The following is a 24,598-nucleotide window of genomic DNA, read 5'->3' as shown; positions in this document are numbered from 1 at the left end:
TTTAAAGTGTTTAAGATCTGTTCAGTTCTTGATTCAATTTTGTGGCAATTATTTTTGTTTTATTCCTTAAGTTCTTAGCAATCGAAAGCTGATCTTTAGTCTGCAGCAACCTGTCTATTACACTATTTTGATATTCCCTACTAACCAGTAGTTCAGAATAGTTCGATGAATTACCATAATTTTTTATGCGCTGATAATTATAACTGTCTTCCGGTAAAATTTCTATTAAAGAAATATGCTTTTCTATAACCGGTTTTAATCGCTCGGTAATAATATTTTCAATCTTACCCTGCTGTATGTTAAAATTATCAAGTTCGTTCGGGTAAGCAGCAATCAGCTTTTTAAGGGAATCACTTTCAATAAATTCAAACTTATTGGTGGCGTTTATCGAGTTTATCGCTTCATCTCTAACGATGGTTTTATGATAGTTTAAATTAACGATCATTGATTTGGCATCGGATGTTAGGTCCGTGGGTTCCACACCTAGGTAGTTGATAGTATTTTGTAAGGTTTGAATATTTTTAGTGTAATCTGCAATAGCACTATCTAATACTCCCAAATTGGTGTTTAGCTCTTGACTTAAGCTTTTATAGATTTTTACTTCTACGATCCTATTTTTTCTAGATTCATTTAGATCATTGATTTTCCATGCAATTAAAAGACCAATTACAATCAGTAGAATTTCACCTAAAGCATATATTAAATAGGTTTTAAACTTTTCTAGTTTTAATAGTTGACTTCTAACCTTTCTGAATAAGACCATTTATAATATGCTTACCTAATTAATAAGAACGAACTAGAGAAAAGCCCGTTTGTGAATGAATTGAAAACATAATCGATAATTTGACGCAAGCCCGCAGAATAATTAATTCTCAATTATTTAGTAATCAAAGCATCATGGCGAACCATGATGCTTTGGGCTAATTTTCAACAAAAATTATTGAAAGGGTAAATGTTTTTGTGATACCTAGTTTCTAGGTCTTCCTTTTGGTTTTGGAGCCTCGTCGAATTCTTCTTCAGAAATAAATCCATCTTCATTGCTATCTATTTCAGAAAAGTTATCCTTTAAAGGACCTTTTACTTCTTCTTCAGAAAGCTGGCCATCTTCATCTGCATCCATTTCTTCTAAAAGTTTAGCATATGTAGGTGGTTCTTTTCTTTCTCCTCTCGATTGTGCGTTAACGGCTACAGTTACAAATGCAACCAACATAGCAAATAACAATCCGGTTTTTAATGTAATACGTTTCATATTTTTCTATTTTAACAACTAATATTTGATAGCAAAGATGTAAGAATCTTTAATGCTGAATGACCATTTTAAGTGTTTACGGTTTACTTTTAAGTGAAATTAGTCTTACGTTCTGTAAACACTTTGATTATATCTATTTAGACCCTTGCTTTTGAGGTTCATTTGAAAAATTATTCCTTTTATTTGCGGCATGAACAGACATAAGAATTTTATTTTTCACGCAGCGTTATGGCTACTTATATGGGTTACCGCGTGGATATTTACAGGTAGCGAAATTCAATTTTTAGATGAAAATTCGTTGGTATTTGTATTTCAAATAGCGGTCATTGCCAGTTTAATTTATTTTACGATACCACAACTTTTACTGAAAAAAAAATATGTACTGTTTACCGTGGTTTCTGTAGCCATTGTTATAGTTGCTACATTAATTCTTACAAATATTATTGGTGATCCCTTATTGGGCGTTAATTCTGATTTTGGTGCAGGTCCGGATTTGGGACGCAGACCAGGACCACGATTTGAAAATGGTCCGCGAATGGAGGCTAATCGTAGACCACCATCTCGATTCTTTATTAACCTTCTTTTAATTGTAATTGCCTATGTAATAGCAACATTGGTAGAAATTTTTCTATTTGCGCAACGTAAAGAGGAAGAAATGATCATCAATAAAAATGAAGCATTACAAACAGAATTGAAGTTGTTGAAATCGCAGATCAATCCTCATTTTTTATTTAATGCATTGAATAATATTTATGCGTTATCGGCAATAGATGCTGTTAGAACTCAAAAAAGTATCAGTTACTTGTCCGACATGCTGCGATATGTTCTTTATGAATGCGAACAAGAAATTGTACCCTTATATAAAGAGATAGATTATATTGAAAACTATATTAAGTTGTTTTCGCTTAAAAGCAGTAAAAAGTATCCTATAACAACTACTTTTTCCATAGAAGACCAGAACGTTCCTATCGTACCCATGTTGTTAATTCCTTTTTTGGAAAACGCCCTAAAACATAGTAATATTGAAAAAATTGAAGGCACATTCATTAATTTGAAGATTAGTTCATTTGCCGATGGTATTAATTTTGAATTGGAAAATTCTAAACCCGAACATAGTATAGTTAAGGATGATGTAGGTGGTATTGGTATAGAGAATGTAAAGAAACGTTTAGCTATCTTGTATCCTGATCGTCATGAATTGGTTATTAACGAAACTTCATTGGCATTTAAGGTAAATTTAAAACTCCAGTTGCATGAATAGTATAGACTGTATAGTAGTAGATGATGAAGAGTTGGCAAGGTCATTGTTAATTACATACATTGATAAATTAGAGTTTTTGAATTTGGTAGGAGAAGCCGAAAACCCGTTAGAGGCTTTGAATATTATGAAGGAAAAACCAGTAGACCTTTTGTTTTTAGACATTCAAATGCCAGAGATAAAAGGAACTGATTTTGCAAAGATGTTGGGTGAAAAAACCAAAATCATCTTTACTACGGCCTATTCTCATTATGCTTTGGAAGGATATGAATTAAATGCGGTGGATTATCTTTTAAAACCTATCACATTTGAACGTTTTGTTACTGCCGTCAATAAAGTGCAAACCAAAAGTTCCATTGAAAAATTGGATACGATCACAATTAAATCTGGCTATGATCTGCATAAAGTAAAGTACGATGATATTCTTTATGTAGTTAGTGACAGTGAGTATGTTACCTTTCATTTAAAATCAAAGAAAATTATTAGTAATCAACGCTTAAAAACGTTGGAGCAAGAGCTACCAAGTTCTCTTTTTATGAGAGTACACAGGTCGTTTATCATTAATAGAAACTACGTTACCGGATTAAAGGGACGAGACCTGCAGCTATCCGATGTAAATATACCGGTAAGTGACTCTTATTACGATCATGTAAAACAAGAACTGTTTTAAACCTGAAAACAATTTTCTATTTATTTCTATACTACTTTTAGTAAGTATCTAGCTGTTAGATGCCTATGCCGTAATTTTCAAAATTGTGAATATCTATTGCTTTTTTTAGGGTAACAAACTATAGCTAAGAAGTATATTTAGCACCCCAAAAAAAATATTAAGTTATGAGTGCAACATGGTACGAGTGTAAAATAAAATATAGAAAATTAGATGATGCTTCTGGTATGTTAAAGGTAAAGACAGAACCATTTTTGGTAGATGCAATATCTTATACCGAAGCAGAAAGTAGAATAACCGAAGAGATGTCGGTTTATTTGAGCGATACCGAAGAAATTAAAATTACGAATATTAAGGTGGCCAACTACGCCGAAATACACCCTTTTGAGAATTCTGATAGATGGTTTAAATCAAAAGTGTCATTGATAGCCTTTGACGAAGAAAGTGGTAAGGAGCGTAAAACGAACATGTATCTTTTGGTACAGGCAAACGATGTAAAAGAAGCTTATGACAATACCATGAGTGTTATGAAAGATACTATGGGCGAGTATTCTGTGCCTTCTATTTCTGAATCACCTATTATGGATGTGTTTCCATATTTTTCTGGAGAGGAAGACGATATGGAACGCGTAGAAAAATTCAATACTTTAAAAGATTCCGTACCTGTTGATAACACAATGGATGAAGAGTTGGAGCTTAGTGATGTAATGAGCAGCGAAGAATAGACAGCCTTAAATATTAAAATAAAAAAGAGGACCAATTAGGTCCTCTTTTTATTTCATGGCAACTTAAACGATTACTTCATTATAAGCACATCATTAATAACGTGTACTACTCCGTTAGAAGCTTTTACATTGCCTAAAACAACTTCTGTTTTGTTTCCTTTTTCGTCCTTTAGCTCAATTATATCATTTTTAAGACTAGCGGTTATCTCATGACCACCCACAGTTGTAAAATTGTATTTTCCATTAGAACCTTTAATTGCGGCTACCAGTTTATCACTAGTTATTACCCCAGTTACTACATGATATTGCAATACTTGGGTCAACAATTCTTTATTTTCAGGTTTCCCTAGCTCAGCAATAGACATTTTTTTAGGTAATTTTTCAAATGCATTATTTGATGGCGCAAATACTGTATAGCTACCAGGTTCTGATAACATTTTATCTAAATCTGCTGCCTTTACTGCAGATACCAATGTACTTAACTCTTCATTTTCACTCGCTACAGCGGCAATACTGGTAGCCATCATTTCCTTTTGCTTGGCTTCCTCTTGTGCTTTAGCTTCTTGCGCTTTCATTTCTGCTTCTTCCATTGCCACTTTTTCTTCCATGGCTTTTTTATCCGCATCTACTTTGGCTTGATCTTTACAAGCACTTAACGCAAATATTGCAATGGCAACACATACTAGATTTTTAATATTTCTTGTTTTCATAATTTATAGTTTTAATTTGATTATTAATAGTACTCACTTATATTTAACCAAGTGATGCTGAGCTTTACCTAGATTATTTCTGTTGTTGCTCTACCTTTCTAAAGACTTATGTTAGATTAAATTACTTACGCAATTTTCAGCATAGGGTTCAGAACTCTTTAAAAGAAAAGAATCCATTGAAGTATTAAATCTTCAATGGATTCATACACATGAGCAACATATTAATTATACTGGTACTTTATCAGAAAGTTCTCTTCTTTCCCAGTTACGATGTTTTGCAATGCTTTTGATAAAATTAGATGCGGAATCGTTGATATGAACGGCAGTGTCATCTTTAAAATTAGATACGAAAGAATGGTCTAAAACCTGTTCGCCTTCATCGTCGACCGCTATAGCTTTACAATACTTAAAGGTCTCATTGACGAATTTTATATATTTTCCATTATTAATCAATGTCTTTACAGATTCTTCACCACCCGGAATGTAAATAGCATCGAAAAGAACACTTTCTGTAGTGGTAATGGAAGCATCGACCTTATGGTCTACACCTTGATCGCATTTGACAGTGCCACCATGTGGTACAACTATGTTCATTACTGCACCTTCTTTTTCCAGTTTTTCTTTTATCGGTTTATAGTTTTTCATACTAAACCCATCTGCAACTAGCACAGCTACTTTTCTTGTAGCAATACTATCGAATTTTGTATTTGCCATGCTTAATGCTTCTGACTTTTCTAAATAGATTTTCTTTTTTCCGGGTTGATGCTTTTCAACTTCGGCATCAGCACCAATAGCTTGGTTTATGGGTCTTTCTATATCCTTCGGTATTTCCATACCTAACCCCTTGGCAACGGTATCGGCAAGCTCATCATCAATTTGAGAAATTAGATATAGCATACGTTGTTTAATATGATCATGGTTGCATTTACCTAATTCAAAGGTATAAGCAGCAGCAACATGTTCTTTTTCCCAATCTGCCAAACTTCTATAAAACAATGCTGGTTGAGAAAAATGATCACTAAAACTTGCGCTACGGGTTCTTATTTTTTTGGCATCTATTCGCTCTTCGTAAGAATGAAATGCGCCTTCTGCCATTTTAGATAAATGAGGACAACCACCACTTAAACTATTAGGGAAATATGCTGTTTGCCCTTTTGGAATTTCCATTTGCATGTGAGCATCACGTTGATTGTTATGTGTATCTACAACCGGACGATTGATTGGAATCTGATGAAAATTAGGACTACCTAAACGCGATAATTGAGTATCTCTGTACGAGAATAAACGTCCTTGTAATAATGGATCGTTAGTAAAATCGATACCTGGCACTATATGACCCGGTAAAAACGCTACTTGTTCCGTTTCGGCAAAGAAGTTCTCAGGGTTCTTGTTCAACGTCATTTTACCAATAATTTTAACCGGTACCATTTCTTCGGGAATCAATTTGGTAGGGTCTAATAAATCGAAATCAAATTTATGTTCATCGGCTTCTGGTACAATTTGTACACCTAGCTCCCACTCTGGGTATTGTCCCACTTCAATGGCATCCCATAGATCTCTACGATGAAAATCAATATCGGCTCCGTTTATTTTTACTGCTTCTTCCCATGTAACGGAATGTACACCTAAGGTTGGTTTCCAATGGAATTTCACAAAATGGGCTTCCCCTTTATCGTTAATTAATCTAAAAGTGTGTATACCAAAACCTTCCATCATGCGAAAACTTCTAGGAATAGCCCTATCGCTCATAACCCAAATATGATTGTGCAATGTTTCTGTAGCTAATGAAACAAAATCATAAAAAGTATCATGTGCAGACGCAGCTTGTGGAATTTCCTTATTTGGTTCCGGCTTTACGGAGTGTATTAAATCTGGAAATTTCATAGCATCTTGTATGAAGAAAATAGGCATGTTATTACCAACAAGGTCCCAAGTACCTTCTTGAGTATAAAACTTAACAGCAAATCCTCTTACATCTCTTGCTAAATCTGGAGATCCCTTAGATCCGGCAACGGTTGAAAAGCGAACGAATACAGGAGTTTTACGTGTAGTATCGGTAAAAATTCCTGCTTTACTATATTCTTCTAAACTTTCGTACAATTCAAAATACCCGTGGGCTGCACTACCTCTTGCATGTACAATACGCTCTGGTATACGTTCATGGTCAAAACTTGTAATCTTCTCACGAAGTAGAAAATCTTCTAATAAGGTTGACCCACGTTCACCAGATTTTAGGCTGTTATTTGTATCGTTAACCTTTAAGCCTTGGTTAGTGGTTAGGGCTTTATCGGTCAAATCTTTTTTATAGTTCTCTAAGTCTTTTTGTTTTGCGGTATCGGTTGTTTTCTTTTCCATTCTATAGACATTTTGATATTGATTGCCATAAAATTACTAGGAATAAAAAGGTATAATTAGCTGTGAAAAATCAAAAAAAGACTCTAAAGAAAATAAAAGGTAAATTATTGTGATATTTAAAACAATTATAGTTGACTGATTTTCAGTGTGTGGAGGGTGTAATGAAAGAACAGGGAAGTCTCTCTTAAGGCTAAGAATATCGAATACCTACAATTTTAAATGTACGGTCTGTTTTTCCAATTTTAAGCACGGCAACCTCATTTACTTTTTTGCCAATTAGCACTCTTGCTATTGGTGAGAGAAAAGAAATTTTATCATCTGCAATATTAGCCTCATCTACACCTACAATTTGAAACTCTTTAGGTGTTTTGGCATCCCCAATTAATAAAGAGACTATAGCGCCAAAACGAACTTCGTTTAACGGTTGGTCGTTTAGGTTTACAACTTTTGCCGAAGAAATACGCTCATTCAATAGCTGTAATTTGGCATTGATTAAATTGATGGCAATGCGTTGTTCTTTTTCATTATCTTGTTGGGACAATTCCTTATCCTTTATCAGTCTGTCCTTCTCACTTAATAATTTATGTAAACCTGTTTCGGTTACATAATTGGTTGCGCCTAATGGCAAGTCTGCCCTTGGGGGTACCATTGGTATTTCTTCCTGATCCTCTTCTTTTACAAATCCTCTGCTCATAAATATCAATTTCGAACAAAATTATTAGTTATCGACAAGTAGGCTTAATGAGAAGAAATATAAAATTGCCTCAATTAATACTATAGTAGTAACCTTTAAAGGCATCAATCTAACCCTTAAGAATTTAAAGAGTTGTCATTAATGTATTCTAGAAATCGGGGCTTGTACTGTTCAGAGACCGTAATACGTTGTTTGTTGATGATAATCTGACTACGTTCAACCACTTCAACATATTTTAGGGCAACTATAAAAGATCTATGTACGCGCATAAACTGCGAAGAAGGTAAATCTTCCTCTAGACTTTTAAGACTCATTAATGTTAGAATTGGCTTGGGGTTGTCTTTCAACCAAATTTTAATATAATCTTTTAAACCCTCAAAATAGAGTACATCTGCCAATTTAATGCGTAATTGTTTGTATTCGGATTTAACGAAAAGAAACTCCTTTTCTTGAGGTATTTCTTGACTTTGAGCGGTTTTATTTCCTCTCACTAATGAAAACCACTCTAAAGCTTTGTTAGAAGCCGTTAAGAATTCAGCATAATCAAAAGGTTTAAGTAGATAATCTAATGCCTCTACTTTAAAGCCTTCTAGGGCATATTGGTCAAAGGCGGTGGTGAAGATGACCTTAGAATTTTTCGGTAGCATTTTAGAAAACTCAATTCCTGTTAAATCTGGCATCTGAATATCAAGAAAAAGAAGGTCAACCTGTTCTGTATTTAAAAACTGCATAGCTTCGATTGCGCTATTACATTTTTTAATCAACTTTAAATATGGGGTCTTTTCTACATAACTCTCTACTAGATTAACAGCCATAGGCTCATCGTCGACAATCATACAAGTAATCTGAACTGCTTCCATACTAGGTTATAATTTTCAGGTAAACCGAATAAATACCATCTTTGGTTTCTTGTGTGAACTGGTGTTTATTGGGGTATAGTAATTGTAATCTCTTTTCTAAGTTAGGTAGCCCAATACCAGAACCGCTTTTATCTGTATGCTCTTTAGGAAAGTTATAATTTTCTATTTGAAATATTACACTATTATCTTGGGTAATCATATCAATGGAAATTACACTTTCTTTATTGGCAGAAACACCATGTTTAAAAGCATTTTCTATTAATGAAATAAACAGCAAAGGGGCAATTTTAATTTGCGGTTCACTTAGTGGAAAACTAGATTCTACCGTGGTTTTATCCGTTAGGCGCAACTTCATCAATTCGATATACTTTCTCATGAATTCTATTTCTTTTGAAAGCGGTATAAATTCTGTACTTGTTTCATATAACAAATAGCGCATTAATTTGCTCAGACTATGAATTGTAGACTTTGCTTTTTCTGGAGAGATATCAACCAATGAATAGATGTTGTTCAAGGAGTTGAAAAAGAAATGTGGTTGAAGTTGATATCTAAGATGTTGCAGTTCTGTCTGTAGCTTAAAGTTATCGGCTTCTTTCTTTTCAGCTTCTGTTTTTACCCATCTTTTAGTTGTTTTAATGGCTATAGAAAACAGTAATGGAGCTGCATAAGATAGCATTTGCACATATATAAACAGCTGAAATGGCGGTCCTTCCCTACCATCATCTTGTGGTCTGTTTTTAATGAGGTCAGCAAAGTAACTAGCTTCAATAAATTCTTTAAGCAGAATAGAAAAACCTATTAAACCAAGATTGATAATAATAAAGGCGAATGTCTTTTTTGGGAATAGAAACTTATCGATTAAAACGAAAAAATTCAAATAAAATATCACTGCATAGAATAGCATAGGAATCAAGAAATGGGCTACCAATCTATTGGTATCCAATTCTTGCCCGTATGATAGAACGAAAGGCATGCTGAACAGCACCAACCAAATGAGAAGGTGCTGTGCTAGTAGTATTTTTTTGTTTTTATACATAGTTACTTATTCATAGCGCAATGCTGTAATAGGATTTAACGCCGCAGCTTTTTTTGCAGGGTACCATCCAAAGAAAATACCGGTAATCGCACAAACGGCAAATGATATAAATATGGAATACATGGCTACACTTGTAGGCCAATGTAAGAACTTTTCTATGAAAACCGTAGCGCTTAAACCTAAGATTACACCTAAGAGTCCGCCCGTAATACTGATCAATATAGCTTCAATCAAGAATTGTAATAGAATATCAGAGCCTTTTCCTCCAACTGCCATACGTAGTCCAATTTCCTTTGTACGTTCTTTTACAGACACATACATAATGTTCATAATACCGATACCACCGATCAATAACGATATGCTTGCTACTGCAACCAATAGTATGGTGAGCATTTCACTGGTTGAACTAAAAGTTGAAATTAATTCTTCCATAGAACGCACAGAAAAATCATCCTCTTCATTATCCAACAGCTTGTGTTCTGAGCGTAATATATCGGTAACCTCAATAACGGCATTAGGTGCATCATCTTCACTAACAGCAGAAGCCATAATCTGATTTAAATAATCAATGGCCAAAATTCTTTTTTGTACTGTCGTATAAGGTGCTATTACAATATCATCTTGATCTTGACCAAAGGTATTTTCGCCTTTCTCTTCTAAAACGCCAATTACCTTAAACGGAATATTATCAAAACGTATCATTTGACCTACGGGATCTTGACCATCTGGAAAAACATTTTCGACCACAGTTTGACCAAGCACTACGACTTTAGAAGCTGACTTTACCTCTGCATCGGTAAACATGCTACCACTTTGTAGCCCAACTACTTTAATCTCTAAATACTCAGGATTGACACCGTAAATGGTACTGGGCCAGTTGTTGGCTCCGCTAATTACTTGTCCGCCACCATTCACCACTGGTGTAATGTAGCTCAATAGCGTAGATTTTTCTTTGATAATCTCATAGTTGTCCAGCGTTAAGGTCTGAACATCACCACCGCTACCTCTCGCCGGACCCCTATCATCGGTACCTGGTCTTATGGTAATCATATTAGACCCCATGCTAGAAATGGTACTTCTTATACTCTCTTTTGAACCTTCCCCTATTGCTAACATGGCAATTACCGATGCTACACCTATTATGATACCCAACATGGTCAACAGGGTTCTCATTTTATTGAGAACTATGGCTTTATATGCTATTTTAAGTAGATTTAATATTCTCATAATCAATGGTCTTCTTGAGGCAGTTTTGCCAATTCTTTTGCTGCAGACTGTATATTTTCATTCTTATAGTCTTGAATAATATTTCCATCTTTTAAAACAATGGTTCTGTTACTAAAGGTGGCAATATCAGGCTCATGCGTAACAAATGTGATGGTAATACCTTGACTATTTAGATCCTGGAACAAAGACATTATTTCATACGATGTTCTTGTATCTAAATTACCAGTGGCCTCATCTGCTAAAATCATAACAGGATTATTTACCAATGATCGGGCAATGGCAACACGTTGTTGTTGACCCCCAGATAGCTGAGATGGCGTGTGATGTAGCCTATCGCCTAAACCAACCATCTCCAATGCTTTTACGGCACGTTCTCTACGCTCATCATTACCTACGGTATTATTATAAAGTAACGGTAGTTCAATATTTTCTATAGCAGATGTTCTTGCCAATAAATTGTATGATTGAAAGATGAATCCTATTTTCTCATTTCGGATGGTTGCCAATTGATTACGGCTCAAATCTTTCATACCAACACCATCTATCTCGTACGAGCCGGATGTTGGTTGATCTAAACATCCTAAAATATTCAACATTGTACTTTTACCAGAGCCACTAGATCCCATAATAGTTACAAACTCACCCTCGTGTATGGTAAATGAAATTCCACGTAGGGCATGAACTGTTTCAGTACCCATGGTAAATTCACGTGTAAGGTCTTGTATCTTTATTATTTCTTTACTCATGATTTTTATTTTTTACCTCCCGGTGGTTTTGGCATGAACGGACTCTCTTCAGAACCGCCCGCTGGTGGTCCAGATATTCCGGTTTCAGACTTTAAACTGTAGACCAACTTGTCTCCTTCGTTTATACCACTGAGAATTTGAACATTTACTCCGTCACTCGCACCTAAAGTCACTTCTTTTGGGGAAATAGCTCCGTTAGATTCCATCACCCAAACTTTAGTAGATTCTTCATCATTGTTCATAGGTCCGCCTTCTGGACGTTCAACGGTTAAGTTTTCTTGCTCATTATAAGCCATCATTTCTGGAGGTGTAGGTTTAAAATTGATAACTTTTGCCTCTACCGATAACACATCCTTTAACTCTAATGTGTAAATAGATATCGTTGCTGTTAGTCCGGGTTTCAATCTCAAATCAGGATTATCCGCTTTTATAACCACAGTATACGTAACTACATTTGAGGTCACTGTAGGATCCAACCTAACCTGAGTGACTTCTCCTTCAAATTCTTGACCTTGATATGCATCAACCGTAAAACTTACTCGCTGACCTTCTTCTACAACACCTATATCTGCCTCATCAACATCGGCTTCTACCTGCATCTCCTTTAAATCTTGAGCTATGGTAAATAGCGTTGGTGTGCTATAGCTTGCGGCTACCGTTTGTCCCTCTTCAATATCTCTAGATAGTACTACACCATCAATTGGAGAATAGATATTGGCGTAACCTAAGTTGGTTCTCGCTTGCTGTAGATCAGATAAACGCTGCGTTACGGTACCCTTTGCGGTTTCGTAATTGTAAAGAGCATCGTCATAATCAGATTTACTTATAACCTGGTTTTCATATAATGTTTTTTGCCTTTCATAAATCGTCTGAAGATAATTTCGGTTGCTTACCGCATTATCATACGAGGCTTGTGCTTGTACTGTTGCAGCTTTTAGATTGGTCTTATCTAACTCTGCAATAAGCTGCCCTTCTTTAACAACGCTATTATAATCCACATAAATTTTTTCAACTACCCCAGATACCTGTGTACCAACATCTACTTGGTTTATTGGCTCTATGGTTCCTGTAGCAGTGACCATGGTAGTGACGTCTCCTTTTTTGGCAACTATAGTTTTAGCTTCAATGGTGGTATTTTCATCCCCTGTCATAAAGCTATAGGCTATAAAGGCTACGATTACTAATGCAATACTGCCTAATATGATTTTGTTTTTATTTTTCATTTTAGTTAAAGTTTAATTTCGTTTCCTTGATAGAATTGTAATAATTGGTGGTACAGAATATTTAGATATTTAGACTGTAGGTAATTTTGTTGGGCATTGGTATATGTGTTCTGACTTATAACCAGATCAGTTGTACTTAAATCGCCCAACTCGTATTTTTTCTGTGCTAGATTATATGATTGCTCGGCAGCTTCTTTAGAAACTTCAGCGGCAATCAATTGTTCTTGTGATGAAAGCGCATTTTGGTAAGCGGTTTCAACCTTTTTAATGACTTCTTTTTCTACAGTTTGTTTTTGTATTTCAGCTTTTTCTATATTAAAAGATGCTATTTGTACTGCAGACTTTGTTTGGTTTCGATTAAAAATTGGAATGCTTAAACTTAAACCCAATCTTTGGTTGAAATTGACATCTAATTGATCGGTAAAAGTATTGTCACTTATACTAGTGTACCCAGTACCAAGGCTACCGGTCAATGATAATGTTGGCAGATAACCACCTTTGGCAATGTCCAGTTCTTTTTCATTGATCAGAATATTAGTGTTACTGGCTTCTACTTCTGGTAAATAAGCCAAGGCATTGGTATAAATAGCTTCTCTATTTAATTCTAGGTGAATTAAATCTTGATTTTTATCTACCGTTTCAATTTGCAAATCTTCCAATGGAGAAAGCTCAAGCAATTGCTTAAGATTGATAATATTTAGTTCGTAATCATTTTTGGCAGCAATAACATTGAATTTGTTGGTAGCAGCCTGACTTTGCGCTTCGGTATAATCACTTAAAGCTATGGTACCGGCATCTAATCTTGATTTTGCCCTAAGCACTTCTTTTTCAGAAGCGTCTAAATTATTCTCTGCAATGCTAATACCTTCCTTACTGTATAAGGTCTGTAAATAAGATTCTAGAATACTGATTACAATATTGTTCTTTGCTTCTTGAGCCAATAAGCTATTTTGCTCAATAAGTAATTTGTTCTGTTTTACTTGGTTGTTTAATTGATTTCCTTGAAAAAGTGTTACAGAACTATTAATACCCAAATTGGTACTATGGATTTGATCCGAAACATAGTCGCTAGTAATAGGGTCAATTGTGGTACCACTAGAAAAGTTTTGGGAAGCACTACCAAATAGATTCGGTAGCTTGGCAGATTTTGAAGCATTATAATCAACCTCCGATATGTTCGTATTGATATCCGCATCCTTTATGGTAATATTATTTTCTATGGCATACGAAATACAATCTTCTAAAGACCATATTTTGGACGAAGAATTTGTTTCAACATCTTGGGCAATACCAAAGTGAGAAATTAGAATGCTTGCTATGATTATAAATTGTTTCATTTAAAGCGTGTTTTTAATTAACACACCAAAAGTGAAACTTTATACTACTTTATTAAAAAGGAATAGAAGTTTGCCCTTTTTATTTATACGGAAAGTGGAATTTTATCGACGAGATTTTTGGCAATTACTGAACTAATCAGCAATTGCCATTTTCTCTTTTAGTTTAGTTGAGCCTCTTGCTTAACCATATTTAATTGTTGCTGTAAATCTTTTAAACGTTCAACTTCTTCATTACCTGGTACTTTATCTGAACCACCTACGATATAGGATAAATACGCAATTTGCGGAACCAGCATTTGCTGAGGATAGGCACCTTCATCATTTTTAATAGTCTTTAAAATAGTTTCTAAAGACTGTTTTCTTTCGCCCTTGCTTTTTTTGATTTCCGTTTCTAGGTCCGACTGAAATTTGCGGGCATCGGTCAATAAATTCAACACTTTATTTTCAAAGGCGATATGATTCGCTATAATCGTTTCATCTATACCTTCTTTAGCTAAGCGTGGATCTACTTTAATTATAAAAGGTTGTTCAAAAGTTTCTTTTCCTACCGTTAGTTTTGCGGTATATGATCCAGGAGGCACCATAGGTCCGTTTTTGTAACTTCTAGATGGTTTATCGCTCCAAGCACCTTTTTGTTTCATGTCCCATTGAAATCTATTGATGCCTTTTTTAGTTTCAAGTTTTGTGTCATAATAAGTGAAAGACATACTGAGCCCCATATTTTCTACTTCCTCTTTGGTGGATTTTGCCATTGTTGAGTCACTAGTAATAGTTGCTATAGATTTTTTGTTCTCATCTAATATTTCTAACTGTACATCATTCTTGCCTTCTTTTGGGAGGTAATAATCAATTAGTACTCCGGTTGAAGGATAATCGGGAAAACCTTTTGATCTTCTAGGTGTTCTATATCTAATTGTAGTATCTGGTTGAAACAATACAGGAGTATCATTTAGCGATGTTATAGCATTATCTCTTAACGTTGTAATGTTGTCAAGCACCCAAAAACCGCGTCCCATCGTACTTAAAATCAAATCGCCTCTATATAGTATTACATCTGTTATTGGTGTTACGGGTAAATTCTGTTGAAAAGGTTTCCAATTTTCACCATCGTTTAATGATACAAACATACCGTATTCCGTACCTGCATATAATAAACCTTCTCTTACCGGGTCTTCGCGTAATACTTTGCTGGTGTAGTCAGACGGAATTCCACTAGTCAATAATTCCCATGATTTACCATAATTCTCTGTTTTGTAAAAATATGGAGTGGTGTCTCCTAACAAATGTCTGTCTACAGATATATAAGCCTTTGCAGGGTTAAATTGTGAAGGTTCAATAGATTCTACCCTACCACCTTTTGGTAAATTTTTTGGAGTAACGGTCGTCCAAGTTTGCCCACCATCTTGCGTTAACGAAACAACGCCGTCGTTGGACCCTGTCCAGATTAAATCTTTTTGAATTTTGGATTCCCGTATGGAATATAAGGTGCTGTAGTACTCTTCACCGGTAATATCCCTGGTAATCGGACTACCGGAATTTACTTGTTTATCCGCTTCAAAAGCAGTTAAGTCGGGAGAAATAGTTTCCCAAATAACTCCGTCGTTCCTAGTTTTATGTACGAACTGTGAACCCATATATACAACATCTGGATCATGTGGAGAGACATGAATAGGTGCAACACGTTGAAAACGATATTTTAGGTCTTTTGGGTTGTGCCCGTAGATATTGGATGCTCCAATTGAGTATTCTCTACCTGTACCGGTAATTTTACTATAAACACTAAAACGTCCCTTACAATTATTATAGACAATATTGTGGTTACCGGGTTTTGGAATGGTGGGTCCGGTCTCACAACCTCCCACATCGATCATGATCTGTGAACTACCTTGTACCGATGTTGCACTTGGAGCAGAACTGGGTATAGCAATTGTAGTATTATCTTGTTGGGCTCCATAGATCCAATATGGATATTGATCATCAACGGCAACTTGGTAAATTTCTGCGGTTGGTTGATTGAATTGCGATGACCATGTTTTACCACCATTATGAGAAACGTTGGCACCACCATCATTACATTGTATTAGCAAATCTGGATTATTAGGGTTTAACCATATATCATGATTATCGCCATGGGGTACCGACATCATTGTCCATGTTTTACCACCATCTTTAGATTTCAATAGTGGGTTGGCATTTGAATACACAATATCTGGGTTTGTTGGGTCGAGTTCAATATTGGTATAGTAAAAAGGTCTGTTTACTAGCCCTTTGTTGCTTGAAGTCTGTACAAAGGATTTACCTTGGTCAACAGACTTATAAACACCACCTTCATCACCAGGAGCTTCAATTACAGCATAAAGAATACTAGAATCTACAGGAGAAACCGCTAAATCTATTTTGCCGATCAAGCCTTTGGGTAAACCTTCTTCTAGTTTGATCCAGTCTTTACCTCCGTTCACAGACTTATAAATGCCACCTTCCTTATTTTCTCCGCCAGAGATTATGGTCCACGGTGTACGCTGGGCTTTCCATGCGGCTGCATAAACCACATTAGGGTTTCCGGGTAAGAATTCTAAATCTGCAAAGCCGGTAGTATTTGATATATGTAGCATTTTTGTCCACGTGGTACCACCATCAACTGTTTTATAAATGCCACGTTCTTCATTAGCCTTAAATGCATTACCAATAGCGGCAACCCAGACAATATTACTATTTGTAGGGTCAATTTCTACCGCCCCGATCTGTCCGGCATTTTTTAAGCCGATATGGCTCCATGTTTTACCGCCATCAATGGATTTGTACATTCCTTTTCCACTAATGATATTACTTCGTAAACCATCAGAACCTGTGCCAACATAAACTATGTTAGGGTCATTTACGGCAACTTCAATAGCTCCAATTGAGGGAGTATCGAAAAAACCATCGGATACATTGTTCCAAGTAGTACCGTAATCATCGGTTTTCCATACTCCTGCACCAGAGGCGCCAAGATAAAAAGTTCCTGGTAAAACGGGAGTTCCGGTAACCGTAGTTACACGACCACCTCTCTGCGGACCAACGGTTCTATATTGTAGTGCAGAAAAATCTTGAGATAAAAGTGTTGTTGAAATTAGAATAAACGATACTGAGGTAAGGTAACGAAATAGCGTTTTCATTTTAGTTTAGAGATAGGTTGGTTAAAACCTAAAGTTACTTAAACCAAAACGTAAATCATATGGGTGTTTGCATTTTTGCTAATTTCTCAATTTGGCAAACTGAAATCAGTAATAACACACCTGTATTGTTAAAGAATTGAAAACCAATATGTGCTTTGGTTTTTATACGATTTATTGTTTCTTCTCTTTTTTGTCGGTTTCTATAAGTTTATCATTTTCCCAAATACCACTTATTACAGAACCTTCTTTCTTATGAAAAATACCTTTCCCATTGCGTTTATCGTTTTTCCACTGTCCCTTGTATTTTTCTCCATTGGGCCAAAAATAAGTTCCTTCGCCACTGCGCATATCGTTTTTATAGCTGCCAATATAATATTCGCCGTCTGGCCAGTAAAAAGTACCATGACCTTCGCGGGCATTATCTTTCCATTGCCCTTCATACCTACTGCCGGTTTCTAATAGTGCAATACCAGAACCATTGGCCATGTTATTTTTTACCTGACCAACGTAATGTAAGGCAGTTCCTTTTTTAGTGGTAAAACTTAAGTATTCGCCAAAAGTTTTATTGTTCAACTGCCTACGCATATTATTCAATTGAACACGGGCTTTTTCCAATGCAAAATTTAAGGAGTCAATACTTCTTAATTCGTTTTGAGAAATTGGGCTTGTAGCAACGGAATCTTTTAAAAGATCTATGTTGTTTTCTTCTAAATTCGTTTTGGTGTCATTTTGCATTAGTTTTTGCGCAAGAGCAATTCTTAAGGGTATTACAGAATTTAGTTCTTCATGATTTTCAAGCGTAGAATTGTATGATGCTATTGCTTTGTTATAGTCGCCTTCAATTAATACAGAATCGATTGCCATTAATTCTTTATTGCCGGTTACCAATACATCTAACTCTTCTTTTACCTTACTGCTCTCCCCTATTTCATTTTGTAATGAATTTGATTTTACCCCAAAATAAATGACCAAAACAGAAAGTATGGCAAGCAAACCGTAAAGTGTAATATCTTTTTTCTTCATATTCTTTTATTTTCGGTACCTGGCTAGTCCGTTAAATGAATTTCTGGAAGTTTGTTTTTAACCTTTCTAAAATCTGGAGAGAAATATACATGAAAGCGCATTGCCCAGCTTTGCTTGAAATTACCTCCATTTGCTAAGTCTTGACCTTGAGAGTACATGGCACCTGCCGCTACTGTTAGCCTTGGTGTTAAAATATACCCTAAAGTGGTTGTAAGTCGTAAGTCTTCCATAGGGCTGGCAACCACTGCTTTACCACTTTGCATGATCAGCTCTGCCTCTGGGGCAACGTACAGTGTTTTAGGCTTTAATTTATGATTGTTCAATGGTATTTTCATACGGAACATGTAACGCCATCTATTTCTAAAAATATACTCGCTATCCTCGGCAAAACCTTGTGTCCATCTATGCTCTATTCGAATACGATGATAGATCATCATACTCTCCAAAGCTTGTGCAAATTGATATTGGTGCCAAATTCGCCATTCCGGCACTAGATTACGATCTGTAGAAGACTCATCGGTATTGAAATTTAAACGGAGCACACCACCCAATCGTACATTAAAATATTTTGAGTGTATATAGCCAATGGCATGCCTGTTGTACACTTGCGCAACCTGCCCCACAAAAGGTGTAGCATCGGTTTCTTCTAGCCTAAGATGAGTTTGTGCATCCCAAAACAAGCGTTTGGCTATTCGTATATTACCATAAGTGTTGATCCAAGTTTTTGTGGTAAGATCTTTATATTTAGAATATTCAGGTAAAACCTCAGGCTCCTCTTCTTGTGAAACACCTTTAAATGTAGTTAAAAAGCATAGCAAGAATAAAAATCGCAACATATATGTACCAAACGTTTTCATAGGCTATTGCTTTGTGTTTTGTACATTCAACAATTCTAAAATGGTCAAGGGGTCTTTTTCCTTTTTTAGTTTTCGTTCCAGTTTTTTGGTATCCTTTTCTTTAAGCATTAGCACAGAGTGGTACGTTTCTGTTATGTTTTCATTTAGAGCACTGATGTTTTCACAGGTGAGCGACTCTTCTGTTTGTATTAAGAAATAGGGCTCAAGTATTTTAGTGTAAGCAGTTGTTATTCGCTTTTTTATATCCTCATCCATTAAAGTTGCCATAAACGGATTCCATATACGATCGGTATAGGTTTCTTGAATAGTGCTTTTAAACTGGGGCATTTTAGATACCGTAACAGACAGTTCATTTAAGTTTTTAAGGCATGCCACGGTGTTTCGAGCCGATATTAACTTGTCTTGAGCAGATTTTACTTTAGAATAACTATTCAAAGTGGCGTTCGCAAATGTTTTAATTTGCTTTAACGAGTTGGAATAAGTCAAAGGAATACTAGCTCTAACGGAGTCAATGAACATAACCAAAGAATCGTTTTGAACAATAATTTCTTCTTCAAGATTCGCTAGTTCGTTCTGTCTTTTTTCTTGTGCTAAGGTTTCTTTGACTTCGTTTGCAATGGCTAATACACCATCATACCCCATTTTGGCCACTGTTTCAATTTGTTGAATTACTGTTGCATTTTTAGAAGATGTTATAGTGGTTGAAATAGTATATGGTTTGGAACTTGCTACACTATCGATAACGATTTCAATATCCATTTTAGGGTTTGGTAAGCCGCTGGCAAATACATTATCTAGTAACTGTTTACGAGAAGTGTATTCTAATATTGACAATGAATCATACCTTGCAATTTCTTCAATAGGTGCTAGAAAATCATTCTTTATTTGAAGTACTGTATTGTATTGATATGCAGTGTTTTTATCTGATAATTTTAGAATATTTAATTGAGAATTATGAAGGATGGATTCACTTAACTCCTTTGCTTTTTTATAATAGGATACAACACTATCTACTTGTACCGTTTCCAACGAATCTAACGGATAGTATGGTACTTTAACCTTAAACTCTGGAAGAAAGTCAGATTTACCCAATTCAGATAGAATAGCATCAATTTCTTGGTACCGTTGTGCGTTTTGTTTTAATAGTTTTGGCAGGTTGTTTTGGTGAAGGGTTTCAACATCTTCTTTAGAAAATTGAATATCTAAAGCGGCAATATAGGCAGCATCTAGATTTATGGTTTTAGTTTCACCAATAAAACCTTTGAAAGCGGTAATGGTTTTGTGATCATTATCATCATCTACCAGAATATGCTGCAGAAGTCCGTCATTAAAATACCAACTTTCAGATTGGTCGATTCCGTTAGAAGGAAAAAGTGACCACTCATCATGTGCTACACCATCCCTTAAAAATCTACCTACCAAGGTATAATTATCATTATTGATGCTGAAGTTTTGTTGTGGTACTCCGTTATCAAATGAAATAACACTTTTGAACAATGTTTTAGAAATTTCTGAATCTTCAATCTGCTCTTCTAAAATGGTCCACTCACCATGAGGGTTTCCCATTTTAATTTTTCCAACAGATGATTTTTGAGTGCCACTTACCAACACGCGATATTGATAATCTATTACTTCAGACTGACTTTTAGAATTGAATTCCCCAAACTGGAATTTCCAAGGTCCGTCAGGTATTCCATCAACAAAACCACCTTTAAATTGAAAAGAATAATCTTGTTTTTGTAGCAGTTCTTGAAGGTTGGAGCGAAGTACTAAAAAGTCTCCGTCCAAAACAGTATCGTTTTCTACAACTTTATAAGTATACGTCGCCTTACCGTTATACTTGCCAATTTGTAAAGATCCGTTATAGGTTTCCACCTCTTGGGCGTACAACGAATTTGAAATACTGAAACAACAGCATACAATAAAAAATAGTAATGGGTTGATAGTTAGCCTAATCATGCCGCAAAAAAACGAAAATAGATTTAGACTAGTAAATTAGAACGCTACGATTTTTAACTTTTTATTAAAAGTTTTTAATCTATTCAGAATCAAGCAATAAAAGCTGTAAATCTTTGTGGTATTACCAATCAATTGGGAAGTAATCCTTTAAGAATTTACCACACCAATGCTTACCTGTATTTATACCGTCAAATAACGGATCCATAACTCTTGCTGCACCATCGACAATATCCAAAGGGGGCTGAAAATCATGTACTTCTTGCTTTTTCTTAGCCAATTCTGCAGGATCTTCATCGGTTACCCAACCGGTATCCACAGCGTTCATAAAAATACCATCTTTTGCAAGTTCACCTGCTGCGGTATGTGTAAGCATATTTAGTGCAGCTTTTGCCATATTGGTATGCGGATGACGAGATTCTTTAAAGAATCGGTGGAATTTACCTTCCATCGCCGTTACGTTAATAATATGCTTTTGACCCGTGTTTTCTTTTTTCATCATTTCGGCCAAACGATTACAAAGTACAAATGGTGCTACGGAATTTACCAATTGAACTTCGATCATTTCAGTGGTCTCAATTTCGCCTAATTTTAAACGCCAACTATTAGTTTTACGTAAATCAACCTGTTGTAAATCGGCATCGAGTTCACCAGTAGGAAATACCTCTTGTGCAACCAAAGCATTGTCGAAACTATAGGGTATCTGAGATAATTTTGCAGAAGCGCGTAAACCTATACCAGGTTCGGGTCCGTGCCATGTTACAGGCATATTTTGATTGGGTGATGCTTTAGAGCTAAATGTTTTTAACTCTTCTAAACAACTTTCATGATCACTCAGCACCATTTGTGCAAACTTGGGCAACGAAGAAAATTCGCGTTCCTCATTCTCCATTAAGTGATGGTAGAATCCCGCTGGTCTACGCACTGTTTGCGCAGCGTTATTGATCAGAATATCCAACTTGTCATATTGCTGTTCTACAAAATTGCAGAAGATCTCCACACTGGGTATATGGCGGAGGTCTAACCCGTGAATTTTTAGTCGGTGTCCCCACTCCATAAAATCTTCCTCCTTTGAAAAACGAAGGGCAGAATCAACAGGGAAGCGTGTGGTTGCAATAACCGTTGCACCACCACGAAGCAACATTAAAGTGATATGATAGCCAATTTTTAAACGTGAACCGGTTATAACGGCTACTTGACCTTTTACATTGGCATTTTGAAATCTTTTGGCATAATTGAAATCTCCACAATCGGTACACATTGTATCATAAAAGTGGTGCAGTTTGGTAAACTCTGCCTTACAAACATAACAATTACGAGGTGTTGTAAGTTCTGGCAAATCTTTGCTTGCCAATTCTGCGACTGGTAATAGTTTAGGCGCAACAAATACATGAGCTTCACGTGCACTACGAATACCGGTCTCTTTACGGGCATGTTTGTCACGAACAGCTTGCTTTCGCTTTTCGTTACGTTTTGCATCTTTTACCCGTTTGGCAAACTCTTGCTTGCTTGGGCGTGAAAGTTGACCTGCAGCTTTAATTAAAGCAATTCGTCTATCTTCTGGAATTTCAAAAATCTCGTTGGTATTATTTACCAAACGATTTAATGTTTCAATACAACTTTCAATCTCGTTTAAGTCGATTTCTGATTCTTTATACTGTTGTTCTTCCTTCATGATACTTCCTTGATAAGGGCAAAAATACTAACAATGCCTAAAGTAAAGTTATACGTACTTTTTTCTTTTTTAATCTGGTATTGTTCAATTTGTTGATAAGTTCGTTTGACTTCTTTTTAGGAACAGCAACAAAGGCGCAATCTTGTTTTAATTCAATATCTCCCAATTGATCCCTGCCCAATTCTCCTTGTTTAAAGAAAAGTCCGGCAATATCGCCTTTAGATATCTTATCTTTTCTTCCGCCAGAGATAAATAATGTTTCCCAAAATGGATCACCCAATTCCTTGCTTTTTGAAATGTTAATGGGCGTTGACGATTCAATGAATTCAGGTAAGTTTTCTTTCTCCCATTTTAATACATAAGCCGTACCTAATTCATTAACACGGGCAGTTCTGCCGTTTCTATGGGTAAATTCTTCTATTCGATGTGGTAGCTCATAATGTACAATGAATTTTAATTCAGTAATATCAATACCTCTTGCCGCCAAATCGGTGGCAACTAAAATTCTACTGCTGCCATTTCTAAATTTAATAAGAGCCCGTTCACGGTCTCGCTGCTCCATACCCCCAGAAAAACACTCGTGTAAAATGCCATGTTGATCTAAATAAGAACTAACGTTTTCAATACTATCCTTATAGTTACAAAAAATAATACCAGGTTCTTCCCCGATATACTTGAGCAATTGTACCAAAGTAGCAAGCTTATCTTTTTCTTTAGCTAAAACAGTACTGATAGTTAGTTGTGAGGGAATTTCCTTTTTAAGAAAATTTATTTTCTTGGGGTTTTCCATACCCACAAACTTTGGAATCTTCACTCCCTCCGTTGCAGAAGTCAGTATGCGTTTTTTAAGACTTGGCAACTCATGCAGAATTTCTATCATTTGCTCTTCAAAACCAACTTCCAAAGATTTATCGAACTCATCTAGTACCAAAGTTTTAATATGGTCTTTGGTAAAGCGGTCTGCCATAAAGTGATCTAAAATTCTACCAGGTGTACCAATTAAAATGGCTGGTGTATGCTTTAGTTCAATTTTATCTTTCGACATTGCCCTACCACCATAAATAGCATTTACTTTAAAGCCCGTACCCATATCACGTAATACTTGCTCAATTTGTATTGCCAACTCACGTGAAGGAACCAAAATTAATACTTGAACTTCAGGATTGTTATGATCTAACAAATCTATAACCGGCAATAAAAACGCCAATGTTTTACCAGTACCCGTTGGTGATAACAATATGGTATTGTCAGATGTCGAAATTGCCTCCAATGCTAATTCTTGCATTGGGTTCAACGCATCAATATTCAATTTTGAAAGAATATCATTTTGATTTTTCATACGTTGATTCTAAGCGTTAAAATTAGTTGTTCGCTATGCTTCTTGAAGTTCTCGTTTAGATTTTCTATACAAGTAATTAGGAAAAATGCTCCTCTTGGCAAATCTGTTCAACTTATTGGCATTGATCATTTTTTGAAAGATAGGTTTTGTTACTCCGAAATACTCATACGTAGCGCCATCAACAAAAGTAATTTCTAAAACCAGACCGTTATGTTGAAAATCCAAGATACCCGATAAAATAGATTGATCATATTCTTCTTTATTGGCTTCTTTGGTTTCGGGTGCAATACTAACTAGAAAATGGTAACCGTCAATTATTCTACGACTTTGCACTTCTGCCTCTTCCTTTTTTTCATCGCCTTCTTGAAATTTGTCTGGATGCCATTCTTTAACCAAGTTTCTATACTTGGTTTTTAAGGCTTTAAGATCAATTTCTTTCTCTACCTCAAAAAGTTTTTTGTATTCGTTAATACGTTTCATAACACAGCTTTTTTGCGGCTGCGAAA

At 35.7% G+C, this 24,598-nt stretch carries 21 protein-coding genes; 3 read left to right on the top strand and 18 right to left on the bottom strand.

Annotation, left to right across the window (positions count from 1 at the left end):
• Positions 1-10 precede the first annotated feature (10 nt).
• A complete protein-coding gene (locus tag EXIGUO8A_RS16780) occupies positions 11-763 on the bottom strand; it encodes a hypothetical protein (protein ID WP_159304048.1) in 753 nt (250 codons plus the stop codon).
• A gap of 204 nt (positions 764-967) precedes the next feature.
• Positions 968-1,249, bottom strand: a complete 282-nt coding sequence (locus EXIGUO8A_RS16775; RefSeq protein WP_159304047.1) for a CREC-EF hand family protein — start codon at positions 1,247-1,249, stop codon at positions 968-970.
• Positions 1,250-1,439: 190 nt separating this feature from the next.
• On the opposite strand from EXIGUO8A_RS16775, the gene EXIGUO8A_RS16770 reads away from it, so the two are divergent.
• The 3 genes from EXIGUO8A_RS16770 (at position 1,440) to EXIGUO8A_RS16760 (ending at position 3,899) form a co-directional block, all read left to right on the top strand.
• Complete coding sequence (locus EXIGUO8A_RS16770; RefSeq protein WP_159304046.1) at positions 1,440-2,510, top strand: sensor histidine kinase; 1,071 nt, start codon at positions 1,440-1,442, stop codon at positions 2,508-2,510.
• Positions 2,503-3,177: a LytR/AlgR family response regulator transcription factor gene (locus EXIGUO8A_RS16765; protein WP_116769070.1), complete on the top strand. Its 675-nt coding sequence runs from the start codon at positions 2,503-2,505 to the stop codon at positions 3,175-3,177. Before EXIGUO8A_RS16770 ends, EXIGUO8A_RS16765 begins: the two co-directional genes overlap by 8 nt.
• A 164-nt stretch (positions 3,178-3,341) precedes the next feature.
• Positions 3,342-3,899 carry a DUF4494 domain-containing protein gene (locus EXIGUO8A_RS16760; RefSeq protein WP_159304045.1) on the top strand — a complete coding sequence of 186 codons (558 nt, stop codon included), beginning with the start codon at positions 3,342-3,344 and terminating at the stop codon, positions 3,897-3,899.
• Between the two features lie 71 nt (positions 3,900-3,970).
• Here the strand turns inward: EXIGUO8A_RS16760 and EXIGUO8A_RS16755 are convergent, their stop codons facing one another.
• The 16 genes from EXIGUO8A_RS16755 to EXIGUO8A_RS16680 form a co-directional block, all read right to left on the bottom strand.
• On the bottom strand, positions 3,971-4,609 hold the full coding sequence (locus EXIGUO8A_RS16755) for a fasciclin domain-containing protein (protein WP_159304044.1): 639 nt from the start codon (positions 4,607-4,609) through the stop codon (positions 3,971-3,973).
• Positions 4,610-4,834: 225 nt separating this feature from the next.
• Positions 4,835-6,964: a catalase gene (locus EXIGUO8A_RS16750; RefSeq protein WP_159304043.1), complete on the bottom strand. Its 2,130-nt coding sequence runs from the start codon at positions 6,962-6,964 to the stop codon at positions 4,835-4,837.
• Positions 6,965-7,154: 190 nt separating this feature from the next.
• Complete coding sequence (locus EXIGUO8A_RS16745; RefSeq protein ID WP_159304042.1) at positions 7,155-7,658, bottom strand: GreA/GreB family elongation factor; 504 nt, start codon at positions 7,656-7,658, stop codon at positions 7,155-7,157.
• Positions 7,659-7,774: 116 nt separating this feature from the next.
• On the bottom strand, positions 7,775-8,518 hold the full coding sequence (locus EXIGUO8A_RS16740) for a LytR/AlgR family response regulator transcription factor (protein ID WP_159304041.1): 744 nt from the start codon (positions 8,516-8,518) through the stop codon (positions 7,775-7,777).
• 1 nt (position 8,519) lies between these two features.
• On the bottom strand, positions 8,520-9,554 hold the full coding sequence (locus tag EXIGUO8A_RS16735) for a sensor histidine kinase (protein WP_159304040.1): 1,035 nt from the start codon (positions 9,552-9,554) through the stop codon (positions 8,520-8,522).
• Positions 9,555-9,560: 6 nt separating this feature from the next.
• Positions 9,561-10,781: an ABC transporter permease gene (locus EXIGUO8A_RS16730; RefSeq protein ID WP_159304039.1), complete on the bottom strand. Its 1,221-nt coding sequence runs from the start codon at positions 10,779-10,781 to the stop codon at positions 9,561-9,563.
• A 2-nt stretch (positions 10,782-10,783) separates the two neighbouring features.
• Positions 10,784-11,527, bottom strand: a complete 744-nt coding sequence (locus EXIGUO8A_RS16725) for an ABC transporter ATP-binding protein (protein ID WP_159304038.1) — start codon at positions 11,525-11,527, stop codon at positions 10,784-10,786.
• A gap of 5 nt (positions 11,528-11,532) precedes the next feature.
• Positions 11,533-12,750 carry an efflux RND transporter periplasmic adaptor subunit gene (locus EXIGUO8A_RS16720; RefSeq protein WP_159304037.1) on the bottom strand — a complete coding sequence of 406 codons (1,218 nt, stop codon included), beginning with the start codon at positions 12,748-12,750 and terminating at the stop codon, positions 11,533-11,535.
• Positions 12,751-12,755: 5 nt separating this feature from the next.
• The gene (locus EXIGUO8A_RS16715; protein WP_159304036.1) at positions 12,756-14,087 is read right to left on the bottom strand and encodes a TolC family protein; all 1,332 of its coding nucleotides are present in this window, start codon (positions 14,085-14,087) and stop codon (positions 12,756-12,758) included.
• A 158-nt stretch (positions 14,088-14,245) separates the two neighbouring features.
• Positions 14,246-17,242, bottom strand: coding sequence for a WD40/YVTN/BNR-like repeat-containing protein (locus EXIGUO8A_RS16710; RefSeq protein WP_159304035.1), 2,997 nt, complete (start codon positions 17,240-17,242; stop codon positions 14,246-14,248).
• A 171-nt stretch (positions 17,243-17,413) separates the two neighbouring features.
• On the bottom strand, positions 17,414-18,265 hold the full coding sequence (locus EXIGUO8A_RS16705) for an MORN repeat-containing protein (protein ID WP_159304034.1): 852 nt from the start codon (positions 18,263-18,265) through the stop codon (positions 17,414-17,416).
• A gap of 23 nt (positions 18,266-18,288) precedes the next feature.
• Positions 18,289-19,122 (bottom strand): DUF2490 domain-containing protein, encoded by an 834-nt coding sequence (locus EXIGUO8A_RS16700; protein ID WP_236564508.1) that lies wholly within the window; start codon positions 19,120-19,122, stop codon positions 18,289-18,291.
• Positions 19,123-19,125: 3 nt separating this feature from the next.
• Positions 19,126-21,012 carry a hypothetical protein gene (locus EXIGUO8A_RS16695; RefSeq protein WP_159304033.1) on the bottom strand — a complete coding sequence of 629 codons (1,887 nt, stop codon included), beginning with the start codon at positions 21,010-21,012 and terminating at the stop codon, positions 19,126-19,128.
• 190 nt (positions 21,013-21,202) lie between these two features.
• Positions 21,203-22,753 (bottom strand): SDR family NAD(P)-dependent oxidoreductase, encoded by a 1,551-nt coding sequence (locus EXIGUO8A_RS16690; RefSeq protein ID WP_159304032.1) that lies wholly within the window; start codon positions 22,751-22,753, stop codon positions 21,203-21,205.
• Between the two features lie 37 nt (positions 22,754-22,790).
• Positions 22,791-24,092, bottom strand: a complete 1,302-nt coding sequence (locus EXIGUO8A_RS16685) for a DEAD/DEAH box helicase (protein WP_159304031.1) — start codon at positions 24,090-24,092, stop codon at positions 22,791-22,793.
• A gap of 33 nt (positions 24,093-24,125) precedes the next feature.
• Entirely contained in the window at positions 24,126-24,572 is a 447-nt protein-coding gene (locus EXIGUO8A_RS16680) for a KTSC domain-containing protein (RefSeq protein ID WP_116769051.1), read from the bottom strand.
• Positions 24,573-24,598: the final 26 nt, after the last annotated feature.

It is taken from the genome of Maribacter litoralis (assembly GCF_902506355.1).
GTDB lineage: Bacteria > Bacteroidota > Bacteroidia > Flavobacteriales > Flavobacteriaceae > Maribacter > Maribacter litoralis.
The sequence above is the reverse complement of the archived record's forward strand: the minus strand, read 5'-3'. Positions and strand labels throughout refer to the sequence as shown.

Coding starts and splice junctions, on each gene's coding strand:
- EXIGUO8A_RS16755 (WP_159304044.1), bottom strand. CDS start 4,609: ATGAAAACAAGAAATATTAAAAATCTAGTATGTGTTGCCATTGCAATA.
- EXIGUO8A_RS16725 (WP_159304038.1), bottom strand. CDS start 11,527: ATGAGTAAAGAAATAATAAAGATACAAGACCTTACACGTGAATTTACC.
- EXIGUO8A_RS16745 (WP_159304042.1), bottom strand. CDS start 7,658: ATGAGCAGAGGATTTGTAAAAGAAGAGGATCAGGAAGAAATACCAATG.
- EXIGUO8A_RS16690 (WP_159304032.1), bottom strand. CDS start 22,753: ATGAAGGAAGAACAACAGTATAAAGAATCAGAAATCGACTTAAACGAG.
- EXIGUO8A_RS16735 (WP_159304040.1), bottom strand. CDS start 9,554: ATGTATAAAAACAAAAAAATACTACTAGCACAGCACCTTCTCATTTGG.
- EXIGUO8A_RS16705 (WP_159304034.1), bottom strand. CDS start 18,265: ATGAAGAAAAAAGATATTACACTTTACGGTTTGCTTGCCATACTTTCT.
- EXIGUO8A_RS16715 (WP_159304036.1), bottom strand. CDS start 14,087: ATGAAACAATTTATAATCATAGCAAGCATTCTAATTTCTCACTTTGGT.
- EXIGUO8A_RS16750 (WP_159304043.1), bottom strand. CDS start 6,964: ATGGAAAAGAAAACAACCGATACCGCAAAACAAAAAGACTTAGAGAAC.
- EXIGUO8A_RS16765 (WP_116769070.1), top strand. CDS start 2,503: ATGAATAGTATAGACTGTATAGTAGTAGATGATGAAGAGTTGGCAAGG.
- EXIGUO8A_RS16760 (WP_159304045.1), top strand. CDS start 3,342: ATGAGTGCAACATGGTACGAGTGTAAAATAAAATATAGAAAATTAGAT.
- EXIGUO8A_RS16720 (WP_159304037.1), bottom strand. CDS start 12,750: ATGAAAAATAAAAACAAAATCATATTAGGCAGTATTGCATTAGTAATC.
- EXIGUO8A_RS16775 (WP_159304047.1), bottom strand. CDS start 1,249: ATGAAACGTATTACATTAAAAACCGGATTGTTATTTGCTATGTTGGTT.
- EXIGUO8A_RS16780 (WP_159304048.1), bottom strand. CDS start 763: ATGGTCTTATTCAGAAAGGTTAGAAGTCAACTATTAAAACTAGAAAAG.
- EXIGUO8A_RS16700 (WP_236564508.1), bottom strand. CDS start 19,122: ATGAAAACGTTTGGTACATATATGTTGCGATTTTTATTCTTGCTATGC.
- EXIGUO8A_RS16730 (WP_159304039.1), bottom strand. CDS start 10,781: ATGAGAATATTAAATCTACTTAAAATAGCATATAAAGCCATAGTTCTC.
- EXIGUO8A_RS16680 (WP_116769051.1), bottom strand. CDS start 24,572: ATGAAACGTATTAACGAATACAAAAAACTTTTTGAGGTAGAGAAAGAA.
- EXIGUO8A_RS16710 (WP_159304035.1), bottom strand. CDS start 17,242: ATGAAAACGCTATTTCGTTACCTTACCTCAGTATCGTTTATTCTAATT.
- EXIGUO8A_RS16685 (WP_159304031.1), bottom strand. CDS start 24,092: ATGAAAAATCAAAATGATATTCTTTCAAAATTGAATATTGATGCGTTG.
- EXIGUO8A_RS16740 (WP_159304041.1), bottom strand. CDS start 8,518: ATGGAAGCAGTTCAGATTACTTGTATGATTGTCGACGATGAGCCTATG.
- EXIGUO8A_RS16770 (WP_159304046.1), top strand. CDS start 1,440: ATGAACAGACATAAGAATTTTATTTTTCACGCAGCGTTATGGCTACTT.